Annotated in this window: 11 protein-coding genes; 7 read left to right on the forward strand and 4 right to left on the reverse strand. The window is 74.4% G+C overall.

Annotation, left to right across the window (positions count from 1 at the left end; genetic code table 11):
• Positions 1 to 46: 46 nt before the first annotated feature.
• Entirely contained in the window at positions 47 to 1,150 is a 1,104-nt protein-coding gene (locus ACGFI2_RS18050) for a winged helix DNA-binding domain-containing protein (RefSeq protein WP_393517998.1), read from the reverse strand.
• A gap of 301 nt (positions 1,151 to 1,451) precedes the next feature.
• Between ACGFI2_RS18050 and wrbA the strand changes: the two genes are divergently transcribed.
• Positions 1,452 to 2,069 carry an NAD(P)H:quinone oxidoreductase gene (gene wrbA / locus ACGFI2_RS18055; RefSeq protein WP_393518000.1) on the forward strand — a complete coding sequence of 206 codons (618 nt, stop codon included), beginning with the start codon at positions 1,452 to 1,454 and terminating at the stop codon, positions 2,067 to 2,069.
• Between the two features lie 78 nt (positions 2,070 to 2,147).
• On the opposite strand, the gene ACGFI2_RS18060 is transcribed toward wrbA, so the two are convergent.
• Positions 2,148 to 4,067, reverse strand: a complete 1,920-nt coding sequence (locus tag ACGFI2_RS18060) for a chorismate-binding protein (RefSeq protein WP_393518002.1) — start codon at positions 4,065 to 4,067, stop codon at positions 2,148 to 2,150.
• Positions 4,068 to 4,300: 233 nt separating this feature from the next.
• Here ACGFI2_RS18060 and ACGFI2_RS18065 point away from each other — a divergent pair, with 233 nt between their 5' ends.
• From ACGFI2_RS18065 to ACGFI2_RS18075, 3 genes are all read left to right on the forward strand, one after another.
• The gene (locus tag ACGFI2_RS18065; RefSeq protein WP_393518005.1) at positions 4,301 to 5,680 is read left to right on the forward strand and encodes an FGGY family carbohydrate kinase; all 1,380 of its coding nucleotides are present in this window, start codon (positions 4,301 to 4,303) and stop codon (positions 5,678 to 5,680) included.
• A gap of 108 nt (positions 5,681 to 5,788) precedes the next feature.
• Positions 5,789 to 8,368 (forward strand): nitrate- and nitrite sensing domain-containing protein, encoded by a 2,580-nt coding sequence (locus tag ACGFI2_RS18070; RefSeq protein ID WP_393518007.1) that lies wholly within the window; start codon positions 5,789 to 5,791, stop codon positions 8,366 to 8,368.
• A gap of 5 nt (positions 8,369 to 8,373) precedes the next feature.
• Positions 8,374 to 8,787, forward strand: a complete 414-nt coding sequence (locus ACGFI2_RS18075) for a roadblock/LC7 domain-containing protein (RefSeq protein WP_393518008.1) — start codon at positions 8,374 to 8,376, stop codon at positions 8,785 to 8,787.
• A 72-nt stretch (positions 8,788 to 8,859) separates the two neighbouring features.
• Here ACGFI2_RS18075 and ACGFI2_RS18080 read toward each other — a convergent pair whose 3' ends face one another.
• Positions 8,860 to 10,353: a GH1 family beta-glucosidase gene (locus ACGFI2_RS18080; protein ID WP_393518010.1), complete on the reverse strand. Its 1,494-nt coding sequence runs from the start codon at positions 10,351 to 10,353 to the stop codon at positions 8,860 to 8,862.
• An 842-nt stretch (positions 10,354 to 11,195) separates the two neighbouring features.
• Between ACGFI2_RS18080 and ACGFI2_RS18085 the strand changes: the two genes are divergently transcribed.
• On the forward strand, positions 11,196 to 14,093 hold the full coding sequence (locus ACGFI2_RS18085) for a glycoside hydrolase family 48 protein (RefSeq protein WP_393518186.1): 2,898 nt from the start codon (positions 11,196 to 11,198) through the stop codon (positions 14,091 to 14,093).
• 288 nt (positions 14,094 to 14,381) lie between these two features.
• Here ACGFI2_RS18085 and ACGFI2_RS18090 read toward each other — a convergent pair whose 3' ends face one another.
• The gene (locus tag ACGFI2_RS18090) at positions 14,382 to 15,080 is read right to left on the reverse strand and encodes a DUF3159 domain-containing protein (protein WP_393518012.1); all 699 of its coding nucleotides are present in this window, start codon (positions 15,078 to 15,080) and stop codon (positions 14,382 to 14,384) included.
• A gap of 93 nt (positions 15,081 to 15,173) precedes the next feature.
• On the opposite strand from ACGFI2_RS18090, the gene ACGFI2_RS18095 reads away from it, so the two are divergent.
• Positions 15,174 to 16,055, forward strand: coding sequence for a phosphatase PAP2 family protein (locus ACGFI2_RS18095; RefSeq protein WP_393518014.1), 882 nt, complete (start codon positions 15,174 to 15,176; stop codon positions 16,053 to 16,055).
• 10 nt (positions 16,056 to 16,065) lie between these two features.
• A complete protein-coding gene (locus ACGFI2_RS18100) occupies positions 16,066 to 16,737 on the forward strand; it encodes a maleylpyruvate isomerase N-terminal domain-containing protein (protein ID WP_393518016.1) in 672 nt (223 codons plus the stop codon).
• Positions 16,738 to 16,752 lie beyond the last annotated feature (15 nt).

A 16,752-nucleotide genomic window follows, 5' to 3' on the forward strand; every position in this document is an offset into this window, starting at 1 on the left:
TGCGGAGCGTGGCCAGGCGCGGCAAACGCTGCCGAGAAGAGCGCCGTCACCAGGAGTGCCGCAGCTCCAGCCCGAGGAAGCGGGCGTAGCCGGCCAGGGCCGCGTCGACCCGGTCGCGCAGCTCGGCGTCGAACGGCACGAGCTGCCGCACGGTCACCGTCACCGCCTTCGCCCCGAGCGTCCGCCGCCAGGTGCCGACCACCCGGCCGCCGCGGACCACGGTGGACTGGAAGATCCCGTTGTTGCCGGGCACCACGGCGTCGGCGTGCGCCGGGTCGAGCATCAGCGAGCGGTCCTTGAAGCCGAGCAGGTATTCGTCGAAGCCCGGCAGCGTGTGCAGGTCGTCGACCGGGGTGCGGGGCGCGTCGAGCAGCGCGGCGTCGACCACGGCCGGCTCGCCGTCCACCTCGACCGGGGCCAGCAGGTCGCCGGCCAGGGTGAGCGCCCGGGTCGCGTCGGTGACGGTCAGGCCGCTCCAGCGGGCCAGCTCGTGCCGGGTCACCGGGCCGTGGCCGCGCACGTAGCGGTGGGCCAGCGAGGCCAGCGCCTCGTCGCGCTCCGGGCGGTGCGGGTCGGGCGCCCACTCGTCGAGCAGCACGAACGACTGCTCGTTGCCCACGTGCGGGGCGATGCAGGTGATGCCGCGCTGGGCGGCGTACCAGAGCAGGTGGTAGCCGCGCTGGCCGGTGGTGTCCAGCCCGGCGGCGCGCAGCGCGGCCAGGCACTCGGCGCGGGTGAGCCGGCCACCGCCGGCCAGCGCCGCGCCGAGCACGTCGCCGGCGCGGTCGCCGTCGGTGAGGGTGAGCCCGAGCTGCCGCCACCGGGCCGCCAGCCCGCCGAGCGCGCGGACGCCTGTCACGGCCAGCATCCAGTGCGCGTCGCGCACCGGCACCAGGTGCACCGTGCCGCGCATCGGCCAGGTGCGCAACGCCTCCCGCCGCTCCAGCGCCGCGTCGACGTCGTCGCGGGTCAGGCCCGGCAGGCGTACGCCGAGCGACCACAGCCCGCTCGCCGCGTCCTGCGCCTGCATGGCGCCGAACCACTCGACCACGTCGGACACGCTGCGCGGCCGGACGGCCGGGTGCGGGCGCAGCAGCAGGCCGGTCATCCGCAGCGCGAGCGCCTCGGCGGGGCTGAGGCGTACGGTCACGGCGGCCTCCCGTCGGCAGGTGGACGGCCAGCATAGGTCGGGGGGCCGACAGCGCCGGGTGGGCCGGGGACGGGCCCCTGATCGCGCTACGCCGGCGCCGCTGCCGACGGAGCGCGATCCCCCGTTCAGGTTCCCGGCGCAGGGGCGGCATACGGCCGGCGCCGGTGTGAACAGGATCCCCGGTGCGCGCGGCCGGGCGAGCGGTTCCGCGCCGAACTTGCGCAAATCTTGAGCGCCGTTTGACGCGGCAACTGACGGGTAGTCGCCGGAGCTTATCCCGAATCGAGGAGGAGAACGTCTGATGGATGGCCAGGTCAAGGTCGCGGTGATCTATTACAGCGCGACCGGCATCACCTACCAGATGGCGCAGTCGGCGGTCGAGGCGGCGGGGGAGGCCGGCGCCGAGGTCCGCCTGCGCAAGGTGCGTGAGCTGGCGCCCGACGAGGCGATCCGCTCCAACTCGGGCTGGCAGGCGCACCGGCTGGAGACCCAGGACGTGATGGAGGCCGAGCTGGACGACCTGTCCTGGGCCGACGTCGTGATCATGGGCTCGCCCACCCGGTACGGCATGATCGCCGCGCAGCTCAAGCAGTTCATCGACACCACCGGCCCGCTCTGGGCCAACGGCGCGTTGGCCGACAAGATCTACACCGGCTTCACCTCGACCGCGACCTTGCACGGCGGCCAGGAGGCGACGCTGCTGTCGTTGTACACGGTCTTCTACCACTGGGGCGGCGTCGTGGTGACGCCCGGCTACACCGACCCCAGCCAGTTCGTCGCCGGCAACCCGTACGGCGCGTCGCACACCAGCAACAACGGCGAGGTCGCCCCGGACCACGTCGCGCTGGCCGCCACCGCCCTCACCGCGAAGCGGGCCGTGCTGATGGGCGCCGCGCTCAAGCGGGGCATGGCCGGCTGACCACCTGCGCCGAACGGGCGACCGGCGGTCCGGACGAGGGCTCTCGAAACCCGTCCGGACCACCGGTCGCCCGGTGGCCTACCCCCGACCGGCCGCCCCGTGCGCGCTCAGCGCCGGCCGGTCGAGCAGATGCCCGAGCAGGTCGGCCAGGACCGCCGTGCCGTCCCGGCTGAGCACCGACTCGGGGTGGAACTGCACCCCGGCGAAGCCCGCGCCGCGCACCGCGTGCACCGCGCCGTCCACCGGGTCGCGGGACACCTCGACCGGGCCGTACGTGCCGGTGACCCGGTCGGTGTCGGCCCGGGCGGTGAAGCTGGCGTAGAAGCCCACCCGGCGGGTCACCCCGAACACCGGCACGTCCCGGGGCAGGCCCTGGTAGGGCGCGTCGCGCCGGTGCAGCGGCAGGCCGAGCAGCCCGGCCAGCAACTGGTGGCCGAGGCACACCGCCAGGGTCGGCCGGCCCGACGCGAGCAGCTCGGTCAGCAGCGCCCGCAGCGCCGCCATCTTCGGCGTGGCCACGTCGCGCGGGTCGCCCGGTCCGGGGCCGACCACCACCAGGTCGTACCCGTCGAGCGGGCCGGGCCGCGACCAGTCCCGGCGGGTGACCGCCAGTCCCAGCGCGCCGAGCTGGTGGGCGAGCATCCCGGTGAACGTGTCCTCGCCGTCGACGATGAGCGCCCGGCGGCCGGCCAGCCCGCGCAGCGCGATCGCCCCCGGTTCCCGCTGACGCAGCCAGAACCGGGACAGCGGGGTGTTGCGGGCGGCCAGCGCGGCGCGTACCTCGGAGTCGTCGGCGTAGCGGACGGCGGCCCCGTCGCCGGGTCGTGGGGCGTCCGGGCCGAGGCCCAGCGCGGCCAGCACCCCGGCGGCCTTGGCGTGTGTCTCGGCCACCTCGCTGGCGGCGGTGGAGTGCCGGACCAGGGTGGCGCCGACCGGTACCCGCAGCTCACCGTCCCCGGTGATCTCGGCGGTGCGGATCAGGATCGGCGCGTCCAGCGTCTGCCGGCCCTGCTCGTCCCGGCCGAGCAGGGCGAGCACGCCGGCGTAGTAGCGCCGGCCGGCGCGCTCGTGCCGGGCGATCACCCGGCAGGCGTTCTCCATCGGGCTGCCGGTCACGGTGGGCGCGAACATGGTCTCCCGCAGCACCTCCCGCACGTCCCGGGAGCAGCGCCCGGCCAGCAGGTACTCGGTGTGGGCCAGGTGCGCCATCTCCTTCAGGTAGGGGCCGACCACCTGGCCGCCCCGCTCGGCGACCACGGCCATCATCTTCAGCTCCTCGTCGAGCACCATGTACAGCTCCTCCACCTCCTTCGGGTCGTGCAGGAAGCGCAGCAGCGCGGCCCGGTCGGCGGCCTCGCCCCGGTGCCGGAAGGTGCCGCTGATCGGGTTCATCTCGACCAGCCCGTCGGTCACGCTGACGTGCCGCTCCGGGCTGGCGCCGACCAGGATCCGGGCGCCGGTGTGCACCACGAAGGTCCAGTACGCGCCACGCTCCTGTGCCAGCAGCCGGCGCAGCGCGGCCAGCGCCGCGACCAGCGGATCGCCCTGCACGCTCGCCCGCAGCGTGCGGTGGATGACGAAGTTCGCCCCCTCGCCCCGGCCGATCTCGTCGGTCAGCACCCGCTCGACGACGGCCGCGTACTCGTCGTCGGAGATGTCGAAGGCGGCGTCGCGGGTGCGCACCGGCGTCTCCGGCAGCGCGTCCAGCACCTCCGCCAGCGGGATCCGCCGGTGCCGCCGGACCTCCAGGAACTCCAGCGGCAGGCCGTCGTCCACGCAGGCGAAGCCGCGCTCGGTGATCTGCCGGAACGGCACCAGGGCCAGTGTGCGCGGGCCGGCCGGTCCGTCGGGCAGCGGCAGATCGGCGAGCCGCTCGGCGCGGCGGACCGGGCCGGCGTACAGGTCGACGTGGTCGGCGCCCTCGCGGCGTACGAGCGCGAACGGGCCGGGGTCGCGGCCGGCGGCGACGGCGGCCAGCGGATCGGGCGGGAAGGTCATCGGGTCTCCTCGGTCGGCCGGCGGACGCCGGCGAGGCGACCCGGGATGCCGGGGAGAGACCGGCGGCCGCCTCGTCGGGCGGCCGCGTGGGGAAGCTACGCGCGGGGGTGGGCCGCCGGGTCGGCGGGCCACCAGCAGGACAGGTGCGCGGGCATGACGATCACTGTACGCGACCGGGCGGTGCCGGGGAACCCGATCAGGGTCACCGCCCGCGCCGGGTAGGTTGACCGGCGATGGACATTCTCGCTCTGGATCTGGGCACCTCCTCGGCACGCGGACTGGTGCTGGACGCGGACGCGGTGCCGCGCCCGGGTGCGCTGGCCCGCCGCAAGGTGCACCTGGCCACCGGCGACGACGGCACCGGGACGCTGGACGGCCCCGGCTACCTGGCCTGCCTCGTCGAGTGCCTGGACGAGCTGGCCGCGGGCGGGCACCTGGGGCAGGTCGGGCTGGTGGCGACGTCCGCGCAGTGGCACTCGGTGCTGCCGCTGGCCGCCGACGGCACCCCGTCGGGGGCGGTGCTGACCTGGTTGGACACCCGGCCGGCGCCACCCGCCGGGGTCGGCCCGGCCGATCCGGACGACTACCACAGGCGCACCGGCACCTGGTGGCACCGCTCCTACTGGCCGGTGCGCCTGCCCTGGCTGGCCGAGCGCGGCGGCGACTCGGGCGCCCGGTACGCCGGCCTGGCCGAGTACGTGCTCGGCGCGCTGCTCGACGACGCGCCGATGTCGATCTCGCTGGCCTCCGGCACCGGGCTGCTCGACCTGCGCCGACTCGACTGGGACGCCGAGGCGTGCGCGCTGGCCGGGGTGCGCCCGGAAGGGCTGCCGCGACTGGCCCCGCAGGGGTGGCACGGCCGGTTGAAGCCGGAGCACGCGAAGCGCTGGCCGCAACTGGCCGGCGCGCGCTGGGCCGCGCCGGTCGGCGACGGCGCCGCGTCCAACGTGGGCTCCGGCTGTGTCGACGAGTCCCGGGCCGCGATCACCGTCGGCACCTCCGCCGCGGTTCGCATGATCCAGGCCGTGCCGGCCGGGGCGGCGCTGCCGCCGCTGTCGGACCAGCTCTGGCGCTACCGGGTCGACCACGAGCACGTGGTGACCGGGGCGGCGTACGCCAGCGGCGGGAACCTGTTCGCCTGGGCCGGCCGTGAGCTGCGGCTGCCGAAGGGCGCGGAGCTGGAGGCCGCGCTGCACCGCGCCGCGGCCGGCCGGACGGTGCGGGCCGATCCCCGTTTCGGCGGGGACCGGCCCCCCGGCACGGCCCCGGCCGGCTCGGGCGAGCTGCGCGGGTTGAGTTTCGGCACCACCGCGGTCGACATCCTCGTCGGGCTGATGGGGGGCCTGTGCCGGCTCGTCGCCGACGATCTGGCGCTGCTCGAGGCCGGCGTCGGCGATCCGATGGAGGTGGTGCTCGGCGGTGGGGCGCTGACCGCCTCGCCGTGGTGGCGCGCGGCCTTCGCCGACGTGCTCGTCCCACGTACGGTGCGATGGCAGCGCAACCCGGAGATCGGGGCGACCGGCGCGGCGCTGGTGGCCCTGGGCCGGGTCCGGCAGGCGGCCGACATCGGCGGCGTCGGCCCGACGGACTCCCCCGCCGCGCCGGAGGCGTAACCGCTGACCGTCCTGCTCATGCCGTCCGGGCGGGCGTTGACAGCGCCCGCCGGCCTGGTTGGATGGATCCCGCTCCCCGACGTGGTGGAGCGGACCGAGGAGGCAAGTGTGGGCGCAGGTCCCGACCCGGCCCGCGGCGCGGCTCCGCCGCCGCACCGGCGGCGCTCCGGGTTCCGGCTGCGGGACTGGCGGATGGGCACCAAGCTCGCCACCGTCCTCGTGATCCCCTCGCTGGCGTTCCTGGTCCTGGCCGGCGTGCAGACCCGGGGCCTGGTGGGGCAGACCACCACCCTGAGCGACTTCGCCCAGCAGGTCGGCATCGGCCGGCAGATCACCGCCGTGGTCGACCGGCTCCAGCAGGAGCGGGACCGCTCCGCCGGCGAGCTGGCCGCGCTGCGCCGCGCCGGCAACGGCGCCGACCGGGACGCCGCGGTCGCCGCGCTGAGGCCGTTGCAGGAGGCCACCGACGGGGCGGTGGACGAGCTGCGCGCCGCGGCCGAGCCGCTGGCCGACGCCGACGCCGCCTGGCGGATCTCGTACGCGGAGGCGCTGGAGGCGTACGACCAGGTGGTGAACATCCGGGCCGCGGTGCCGCCCGCGGTGCTCTCCGCCGACACCGTGCTCAGCAACTACCACCGCGCCGTCGCGGCGCTGCTCAACCTGCTGGCCGAGCCGTCGCCGGGCGACGGCCGGCGGGCGCTGACCGAGGCGGTGCTGCGCTACGTGCAGCTGGCCCGGGTCAAGGAGCTGTCCTCCCGGATCCGCGCCGAGCTGTACGCGGCGGCCCGCGCCGGCCGGTACGAACCGGACGACCAGGTGACGCTGAGTGATCTGCGGGCCCAGCAGCTCACCGCGCTCGGCGCGTTCCGGGTGGCGGCGACCGCCGACCAGGTGCGCCGGTACGACCGCACCTCGGTGGACCCGGCCTTCGTCACGGCCACCCGGCTGGAGGAGCGGACCCTGCCCACCGGCGGGGCGGAGCCGGCGTTGCCGTCCGCGCCGCAGTGGTGGGCGGCCACCGAGCAGCGGCAGGAGCTGTTCCGTCAGCTCGAGGGCGAGATCCTCGACGACGCGGTGGGTCGGGCCGACGACGCGAGCGCCCGGCAGCTGCGCGAGACGCTGCTGGTGGCCGGCGGGATCGTCGCGGTGCTTCTGGTGGCGGTGCTCATCTCGCTGCTGGTGGGCCGGTCGGTGGCCCGCGCCATGCGCCAGCTGCGCGGCCAGGCGCTGCGTATCGCGCAGGTGGAGCTGCCGATGACCCTTCAGCGGTTGCGGGCGGTGGACCGCCCGGTGGGCGCGATCGACGTGCCGCCGGCGGTGGTCGACTCGCAGGACGAGATCGGCGAGCTGGCGGAGGCGTTCGTGGCGGTGCACCGCAGCGCCGTGGACGTCGCGGTCGAGCAGGCGATGATGCGCCGCAACGTCAACGCCATGTTCGTCAACCTGGCCCGGCGCAGCCAGGTGCTGGTCGAGCGGCAGCTGGAGCTGCTCGACGACCTGGAGCGCGAGGAGAGCGACCCGGACCAGCTGGAGAACCTGTTCAAGCTGGACCACCTCGCCGCCCGCATGCGCCGCAACGACGAGAGCCTGCTGGTGCTCGCCGGCACGGAGTCCACCCGGCGGTGGAACCGCCCGGTCGGGCTGGGGGCGGTGCTGCTCGCGGCGAGCGCGGAGATCGAGCAGTACCAGCGGGTGCGCCACGAGAACCGCACCGACCTGTACCTGGTCGGGCACGCCGTCGGCGACATGGTGCACCTGTTCGCGGAGCTGCTGGAGAACGCCACCACGTTCTCCCGCCCGGACACCGTGGTGCGGGTGGTGGTCGAGGCGGACGGCCCGGGCGCGCTGGTGGAGATCGTCGACCAGGGGCTCGGCATGAGCCCGGCCGCGCTGGCCGAGGCGAACGCGGTGCTGGCCGAGCCGCCGACGGCGGACGTGGGCGCCTCCGAGCGGATGGGCCTGTTCGTGGTGAGCCACCTGAGTTTCCGGCACGGCGTCCGGGTGCAGTTGCGACCCGGCCGGGAGGGCCTGGTCACCCGGGTCCGGATCCCGGCCGGCCTGCTGGCCGAGACGCCGGCGCCGGGGCTGGACCCGCCGGTGCCGGCGCGGATGCTGGCCGGTCAGGTCGCCGCGGCGTCGCGGGCGCTCGGCGCGGCGACCGCCGAGCTGCCGGTGGCCGGCCGCCATCCGGTGCCGCCCCGGCCGGGTTCGCCGGCGCTGCCGGGCCCGCCGGCGCTGCCGGTCTCGCCGCTGACCGGCCGGCCGCTCGGCGACGCGGCGGAGCCGCCGTCCGGGCCGCCCGCCGGCCCGCCCGCCGCGGTGCCGCGCCCACGGCCGATGCCCGGGCGCGCCGAGGACGTGCTCACCCCGGCCGCCGGTGCCGCCACGGGCGGCTGGTTCTCCCGGCAGGGGCCGACGTCGTCGGTGCTCGGTGTGACGCCGGCACCCGCGCGGACGCCGGTGACCGGGGGGACCAACGATCGGGGCCTGCCGGTACGCGTGCCGATGGCCCAGCTCGCCGCGGTCTCGTCGGCCGACCAGCCGCACCGCGCGACGGTGCGGCACGACCCGGACCCGGAGGCGGTCGGCGGTATGCTGTCCCGCTTCTACGGCGGGGTGCGACGAGCCGAGGCCGAGGAGACAACCGAGATGTACCTGCCGCGCGACGAAGGGGGACGACGACAGTGACGGAGTTGAGCCAGGAGGCACGCGACCTGAGCTGGCTGGTGCACGGGTTCACCGAGCGGGTTCCCGGGGTGGCGCACGCCGTGGTGGTGTCCTCCGACGGGCTGCTGGTGGCGCTCTCCGCGCACCTGCCGCGCGACCACGCGGACAAGCTCGCCGCGGTCACCTCGGGTCTGATGAGCATCACCGCGGGCGCGGCCCAGATGTTCGACGGCGACATCGTCAAGCAGACCGTGGTCGAGATGGGCCGGGGCTACTTCCTCGTCATGCAGATCCGTGACGGCTCGATCCTGGCCACGCTGGCCGGCGCGGACGCCGACATCGGCGTGGTCGGCTACGAGATGGCCCGGCTGGCCAAGCAGGCCGGCGAGATGCTCACCCCGGCGCTGCGTGCCGAGCTGCAACAGGCGCTGCCGCGCTGAGCGGCAACGGGCGCTGCCGCGCCGGCGGGCACCCGGCCGGCGGCGCTGCCGGCCGGGCCACGCCCGCTGGACCTACAGCCCGTTGCGGCGGATCACCTCGCGGTACCAGTGGGCGCTGCGCTTGAAGACCCGTCGCTGGGTCGGGTAGTCCACGTAGATCAGGCCCCAGCGCTGCTCGTACCCCTCGTTCCACTCGAAGTTGTCCAGCAGCGACCAGACGTGGTAGCTCTCCAGCGGCACCCCGTCGCTGATGGCCCGGTGGGCGACGGTGAAGTGGTCGCGCAGGAAGGCGACCCGGCCGGCGTCGTCGACGGTGCCGTCCGGGCCGGGGGCGTCGGGGCAGGGCAGGCCGTTCTCGGTGATGGTGATCGGCACCCGGCCGTAGTCACGGGTGACCCGGGTCAGGATGTCGTACATGCCCTGGGGGTAGATCTGCTGCCAGTCGGCCTCGGAGGTGGGCCACCTGCGGATCGTGCCGCCGCCGCCGGTGACGTAGAACGGGGTGTAGTACTGCACCGCGAGCAGGTCCACCGGGCTGGAGATGATCTTCAGGTCGCCGTCCCGGATGCCCTTGGCCATCCGGCTGCCCGGGCCCAGCTCGGCGAGGACGTCCTGCGGGTACGCGCCCTTGAAGATCGAGTCGAGGTAGAGGCGGTTCTCGTAGCCGTCGTACAGCGTGGTCGCCGCGGCGGCCTCGGCGCTGTCGTCCGCCGGGTAGCAGGGGTGCAGGTTGAGCGCCGGGCCGATGCGCCCGGGTACGCCGGAGGCGCGTAGCGCCTGCACGGCGAGGCCGTGGGCGAGCTGGAGGTGGTGGGCCACCAGATACGCCGCGGCCTCGTCCTGGTGGCCGGGGGCGTGGTGACCGGTGAGGTAGCCGTTCTGCACCACCGTCTTCGGCTCGTTGATGGTGAGCCACACCGGCACCTGCTCGCCGAGGGCGCGGAACACGGCGTCGGCGTAGTCGGCGAAGCGCTCGGCGGTGTCGCGGTTCTCCCAGCCGCCGTCGTCCTGCAACGCCTGGGGGAGGTCCCAGTGGAACAGGGTGGCCATCGGCGCGATGTCCCGTTCGTGCAGGCCGTCCAGGAGGCGGCGGTAGAAGTCCAGGCCCCGCTGGTTCGGGCGGCCGGAGCCGTCGGCCTGGATCCGCGGCCAGGAGATCGAGAACCGGTAGCTGCGCAGCCCCAGCTCGCGCATCAGGTCGAGGTCCTGGGCGTACCGGTGGTAGTGGTCGGCCGCGACGTCGCCGGTGTCACCGTTGCGGGTGCGTCCCGGGGTGCGGCTGAAGGTGTCCCAGACGGACTCACCCCGCCCGTCCTCCTTGGCGGCCCCCTCGATCTGGTACGCCGAGGTCGCCGCGCCCCAGCCGAATCCGGGCGGGAAGCGCAGCCCGCCGTTCCGCTCCGCGTCGGCGTCGCGCTCCGGCGGGGAGTCACAGCCGCCGAGGGCGGTGGCGGAGGCGGCGATCCCGGCCGCGGTGGCGCCGGCGAGCCCGGTCCGGGCCGCGCCGGCGGCGGTCGCGGACAGGGCGGCGCGGCGGAGCAGGCGCCGTCGGGTGAGTAACGACATGGAGTTTCTCCTCGAAGTGACGGGCCGCCCGGGGGGCCGGGAGCGCTCCCAGCATAGGCCGGAGGCGGCCGGCCTCGATTCCGGCGGTCGCGGCGCGGGCGCGGCGCGGCCGGCGGGCGGCCGGAGTGGGGTGGGCGGGTGTCGCTCGGGGGGCGGGGGCGAGCGGCGAGGATGGGGCAGATAGCGCGAAAGGCCGTCCGGGTGGCGTGTCACGCCTGTCCCGTCGGCCTCTTTTGCCGTCGACAACGGGGGGTTTAGTGTGGGGACGGGGGAGGGCAACCCCCGTCCCCACCGAGATGCACACACACACGACTTGGAATTGGCGTCCGTCGTGCGTGTCGCGCGGGAGCCGGGCCACGCGAGTGGCTCTGGTTCCACCTCCCTCCGGCTGGCGGGTGATGGCCGGCGGCGGCGTCCGGGCTGGTATCGCCGTCGGCCACTGGCCGATCTGCCGGGCACGGGTGTCCCCGGCAATTCAGTACTTACATCTCCGTCGATGGAAGCGCTCCCATCGGCGATGCTGCGACTGTAACCCCCGTCACGGGTTTGTGAAAGCCCCTAAACGAGATCGAAACATGGACGTGGGTATCTGCCCTGGCCGTTGTGGTGGGAGCGCTTCCATGGCAGACTCTCGACACGCGACGCGGAGCCAGCTCGCGCGAACGCGGGCCGCCGAGGGCACCCGGTGAGAACCGGTGCGGCGCCCGATCCCCGGCACGGCCGGGACGACCACCTTTCCGGACGCCTCCGTCCCCCCGCGTACGCCTGACGGCGCGTGGAGGCGCCCCGCCGGGACCCCGGGTCCCGGCCCGGTCCGAGGAGACACCGCCCACATGAGACTCATGGCCAGACGTCGCCGCACGGCGATGCTCGCCGCCACCGCCCTCGCCATCGGCGGGGTGGCCCTGCCCGCGACCGCCGCACAGGCCGCCCCCGCCTGCGACGTGACCTACGCGACCAACGACTGGAGCGGCGGCTTCACCGCCAGCGTCACCATCAAGAACCTGGGTGACGCGCTGAACAACTGGTCGCTGAAGTTCGCGTTCCCCAACAGCAGCCAGCGCCTGACCCAGGGCTGGTCGGCCAAGTGGAGCCAGTCCGGCAGCGAGGTGACCGCGACCAACGAGTCGTGGAACGGCAGCCTGCCCACCGGCGCGTCCACCAACATCGGCTTCAACGGCACGTTCAGCGGCAGCAACCCGAAGCCGTCGGCGTTCACGCTCAACGGGGTCGCCTGCAACGGCGTCTCCACCAACCAGCCGCCGACGGTCTCCCTCGGCGTGCCGGCCGGCCCGTTCACCGCCCCGGCGGACGTCCCGCTGACCGCGACCGCCAGCGACCCCGACGGCACCATCAGCAAGGTCGAGTTCTACCGCAACGGCCTGCTGGTCAACACCGACACCACCGCCCCGTACGGCTACGACCTGCTGGGCCTGCCGGCCGGCAGCTACACCGTGCAGGCCAAGGCGTACGACAACGCCGGCGGCACCGCGACCGCGGAGAAGTCGTTCACGGTGACCGCGGCCACCGGGCCGAAACTGGTCGCCACCCCGTCGGCGGTGAGCGTCGACGAGGGCGGCAGCGCCACGGTCCGCTACACGCTCAGCGCGGCACCCAGCGGCAACGTCCCGGTGACCCTCGCCGTCACCGGCGACAGCGACATCACCGTCTCGCCGTCGACGCTGACGCTCACCCCGAGCAACTGGAGCACCGGCGTCACCGCCACCGTCTCCGCGGCCGAGGACGCCGACACCGTCAGCGGCACCGCCACCATCACGGCGTCGGCCACCGGATACGCCCCGGTCTCGGTGGTCGCCACCGAGGTCGACAACGACACCCCGGGCGGCGACAACGCCTACATCAAGAAGTTCCTCGACCAGTACGGCAAGATCAAGAACTCGGGCTACTTCAGCCCCGAGGGCGTGCCGTACCACTCGGTCGAGACGCTGATCGTCGAGGCGCCCGACCACGGGCACGAAACCACCTCGGAGGCGTTCAGCTTCTGGATCTGGCTGGAGGCCCAGTACGGCCGGGTCACCCAGAACTGGAGCCCGTTCAACAACTCCTGGACGGTGATGGAGAAGTACATCATCCCGTCGCACGCCGACCAGCCCACGGCGGGCTCCGCCGGCACCCCGCAGTACGCCGCGGAGTACAACCTGCCCAGCCAGTACCCCTCGGCGTTGCAGCCCAACGTCCCGGTCGGGCAGGACCCGCTGCGCTCGGAGCTGCAGTCCACCTACGGCACCGGCGACATCTACGGCATGCACTGGCTGATGGACGTCGACAACACCTACGGCTTCGGTCGTTGCGGTGACGGCACCACCAAGCCGGCCTACATCAACACCTTCCAGCGGGGCACCCAGGAGTCGGTGTGGGAGACCGTGCCGCAGCCGTCCTGCGACACGTTCAAGCACGGTGGTCAGTACGGCTACCTCGACCTGTTCGTCAAGGACACCGGCGCCCCGGCCAAGCAGTGGAAGTACACCAACGCGCCGGACGCCGACGCGCGCGCCGTCCAGGCCGCCTACTGGGCGCTGACCTGGGCCAAGGCGCAGGGCAAGGAGGCCGACGTGGCGGCCACCGTGGCCAAGGCCGCCAAGATGGGCGACTACCTGCGCTACGCGATGTTCGACAAGTACTTCAAGAAGATCGGCAACTGCGTCGGCGCGTCCACCTGCCCGGCCGGCAGCGGCCGTGACTCGGCGCACTACCTGATGTCCTGGTACTACGCCTGGGGCGGCGCGTACGACACGTCGCAGAACTGGTCGTGGCGGATCGGCTCCAGCCACAACCACTTCGGCTACCAGAACCCGCTCGCGGCCTGGGCGCTGACCAACGTGCCGGAACTCAAGCCGAAGTCGTCCACCGCGACCGGGGACTGGCAGAAGAGCTTCGACCGGCAGCTGGAGTTCTACACCTGGCTGCAGTCCGCCGAGGGCGGCATCGCCGGCGGCGCCACCAACAGCTGGGACGGCAGCTACGCCCAGCCGCCGGCCGGCACCGCCACCTTCTACGGCATGTTCTACGACGTCGACCCGGTCTACAACGACCCGCCGTCGAACCAGTGGTTCGGCATGCAGGCCTGGTCGATGCAGCGCATCGCCGAGCTCTACCTGCAGACCGGCAACGCCAAGGCCAAGGCGCTGCTGGACAAGTGGGTGCCGTGGGCGATCGCCAACACCACCACCGGCGCCAACTGGTCCATCCCGTCGGACATGAAGTGGACCGGCCAGCCGGCCAACTGGAACCCGAGCAGCCCGCAGCCGAACACCAACCTGCACGTCGAGGTGACGGTCAAGGGCCAGGACGTCGGCGTCGCCGCCGCCTACGCCCGCACCCTCATCGCGTACGCGGCCAAGTCCGGCAACACCGCGGCGAAGAACACCGCCAAGGGCCTGCTGGACGCGCTCTCGGCCGCTGCCGACAGCAAGGGCGTGTCGATGCCGGAGACCCGCGGCGACTACAAGCGGTTCGACGACGTCTACAACGCCGCCGACGGTCAGGGCCTCTACGTGCCGCCGGGCTGGACCGGGAAGATGCCCAACGGCGATGCCATCGCCGCCGGCAAGAGCTTCCTGGACATCCGCTCCTTCTACAAGAAGGACCCGGACTGGCCGAAGGTGCAGGCGTACCTGAACGGCGGCGCCGAGCCGGTCTTCAACTACCACCGGTTCTGGGCGCAGGCGGACGTCGCCATGGCGTACGCCGACTACGGCACCTACTTCCCGCAGGGGTGAGGTGACGACTCCTCCGTGGGTGGGACAACACCCGCCCACGGAGGACGCCCATCCGGCCGATGGGGGAACGGAGCGGCCGGGTGGGCGGACGGCCTGACACCCACGGTCAGGCCGGGTGGGCCGGCCGTCCGGCCGACGCAGCGGACGGACCGGCCCACCACTCCGCCCGGGGACGACCCATGGCGCGAAAAGGCACGCGAAATTCAGCGCTCCACGGGATCACATCCGTGGCGTTGACGGAGTACCGTAATTGACGGAGAGGCCGCTCCCCCCGTGGCGGCCTCTCCACTACTTTTTCGGGCCCGCCGTTGGCGTCGACGAGCCGTCCGGATCGGACGCCCCCGCCGGGTGCCGCAGCCCCGGGTGCCCGGCCGGCAGCGACCGGCGGATCACCACCCAGCTCACCGCCAGCGCCGCCGCGACCAGCGGCCAGGTCAGCGCCGCCCGCGCCACCGCCAGCGCGACCACCTGCCCGTCGAGCCACAGCGGGACGAACACCGCCACCCGCAGCACGTAGGTGGCGGTCCACACCCAGCTCGCCCGGCCGTACGCCCGCAGCAGCGCCGGGTCGCGCCGCCACCGCCCCCGCTGCCCGAGCGCCAGCCCGACCACCACGCCGAGCAGCGGCCAGCGCACCACGATGCTGACCGCCCAGGCCAGCGCGCTGGCCGCGTTGGAGGCGATCTGCAGCAGGAAGAAGTCGGTGGCCCGGCCGGTGCGCAGGGTGATCAGCGCGGCCAGGCAGACCGCGAGCAGGCCGATCAGCACCGCGCGGGGACGGTCGCCGCGCCGCCAGCGCCAGGCGGCCACCGCCGTGCCGGTCGTCACCGCGGCCAGCACCCCGCCGCCCAGGCCGCCGAGCACCCAGCCGAGCCCGAACGCCAGCGGGGGCAGCGTGGCGTCCACCGCTCCCCGACGGCCGCCGAGCACGTCGGCCAGCGACTCCGGCTCCGCCGCGGCGGACCGCTGCCGATCCGTACCGGTCACCTGCCACCTCCTCGAGAACGCCCGACTCAACCTACGCCGGAAACCGGGGCGCTCCGACGCGCGCCGGAGCGGGCCGACCGCTAAGTTGTCCGGGTGCGGGAGACGGCGAGGGGTTGGACGGCGGTCTGGTTGGTCGTACTGGCCTTGGTCCAGACGGCCGCTTTCCTGGTGTTGTGGCGGCTCGCCGTGCACACCGAACCGGGTCAGTGGCTGGACACGGTCGCGTTGACCGGCAACCAGATCGGGCAGGACCGGGTCGACGGGCCGGTCGACACCATCCTCAACGCCATGTCGGCGGTGTCGCTGCTGGCCGCGACCGCCGTGATCGGCTTCATCGCGCTGATCCGGGGCCGCAAGGCGCTCGCCGTCACCGCGACGCTGCTGATCGCCGGCGCGAACGTGAGCACCCAGGTGCTCAAACACTTCCTGGCCCGCCCGGACTTCGGCATCGACCCGGAACGGGCCACCGCCGGCAACAGCCTGCCCAGTGGCCACACCACGGTGGCGGCCTCGGTGGCGGTCGCGCTGATCCTGGTACTGCCCCGGCAGCTTCGGGCGGTCGGCGCGTTCATCGGCGCCGGATACGCGGCCGCCGCCGGCGTGGCCACGCTCTCCGCCGGGTGGCACCGGCCCAGCGACGCGGTCGCCGCCTACCTGCTGGTCGGCGCGTGGGCCGCGGTCGCCGGTCTGGTGCTGCTGGTCTTCCAGCGGGAGCGGGCCGTGGTCGAGCCGGGCGACGCGCACCGGCTCGCCGCCGTCGTGCTGGGCGTCGGCGGCGCGCTGGCCCTGCTGGTCTCCGCCGTGGCGCTGTCCTGGCTGGTCGACCGCTCCACGATCGCCGTCGAGGAGCTCGGCCGCCGGCCGCTCTTCGTCGGGTACGCCGGCAGCGCGGCCGGCATCGTCGGCACGATCGCGGTGGTGGCCGCGCTGGTCCTCGCCGTGGTGCACCGGCTGGTGCCCCGCTGGAAGGGCTGAGGAAGCCGGGATGGAGCCGGTTCGGGCGGCGTTCCGCGACGAGTGCGAGCGGCTGGAGCGGGTGCTGCGCGGGCTCGACGACCCGGCGCTGGACCGGCCGACGCCCTGCCCGCCGTGGCGGGTGCGCGACCTGCTGGCGCACGTGGGCACCGGCGCCGGCCGGCTGGTCGCGATGCTCGGCGAACCCGCGCCGTCCCGACCCGAGGTGACCGCGTCCGCCTACTTCGGCGCGGCCAAGTTCGCCCCCGAGGTCGACCGGGCACGGGTCGACGGGGCACGGGCGGCGGCGCACGACCATCCGGGCGCGGTCGAGGTGGCGCGCGAGTTCGGGCGGGCCTGGCGGGCCACGGACGCGGCGGTGGCCGCCGAGCCGCCCGGGCGGGTGGTGCGTACCCGGCACGGCGACGCGATGGCGTTGACCGAGTTCCTGCGTACCCGGGTGGTGGAGGTCGCGGTGCACGGCCTGGACCTGGCCGACGCTCTGGAGCGGGCGCCCTGGACGACGCCGGCCGCGGCGGCCGTGGTGGTCGACGTGCTCACCGCCGGGCGGCCGGTGCCGGCCGGGCTCGGCTGGGACGCGCTCACCGCGCTGCGCAAGACCACCGGCCGGCTGCCGCTGACCGGCGCGGAGCGCACCGCGCTGGCGGCGGCCGACATCCCGCGGCTCGCCTTCGGCCGCTGACGCCGGCGGTCCGCC

It is taken from the genome of Micromonospora sp. NPDC049282 (assembly GCF_043197045.1).
In the GTDB taxonomy this organism is placed as follows: Bacteria; Actinomycetota; Actinomycetes; order Mycobacteriales; family Micromonosporaceae; genus Micromonospora.